The following is a 389-nucleotide window of genomic DNA, read 5'->3' on the forward strand; positions in this document are numbered from 1 at the left end:
ACCCACGTCAGAGAAGCGCCCCAGCTTCTTGATGTCGATGTGCAGCAGATCACCAGGCGCCTCGCGCTCGTAGCGTTGCACGGCCTCAACCGGGGCCAGGTCGCTGAATCTGGACAGGCCCGCTCGGCGCAAGACGCGACTGACGGTGGCCTTGGAGACACCCAGGTAAGTGGCGATAAGCGATTGCGTGAACAGCTTGCGTCGCAGCTCGACGATGGCCAACGCGATGTTGGGCCGGATGGCGCGAGGGGACTTGGCGGGGCGCGAGGACTTGTCGGCCAGCCCGGCAGCGCCATCGGTCAAGAAGCGTGCGAGCCACTTGCGGGCTGTGACCGCGCTGACCCCGTGTGCAACGGCTGCATCCGAGGCTGACAAGCCACGTTGAGTGA

At 65.6% G+C, this 389-nt stretch carries 1 protein-coding gene; it reads right to left on the reverse strand.

The window, feature by feature from the left end; all coding sequences use genetic code 11:
- On the reverse strand, positions 1-389 hold a 389-nt coding region (locus DF216_RS10740; RefSeq protein WP_164979068.1), incomplete at both ends, for a helix-turn-helix domain-containing protein.

The sequence above is a fragment of the Streptococcus oralis genome (assembly GCF_004127215.1).
In the GTDB taxonomy this organism is placed as follows: Bacteria; Bacillota; Bacilli; order Lactobacillales; family Streptococcaceae; genus Streptococcus; species Streptococcus oralis_BD.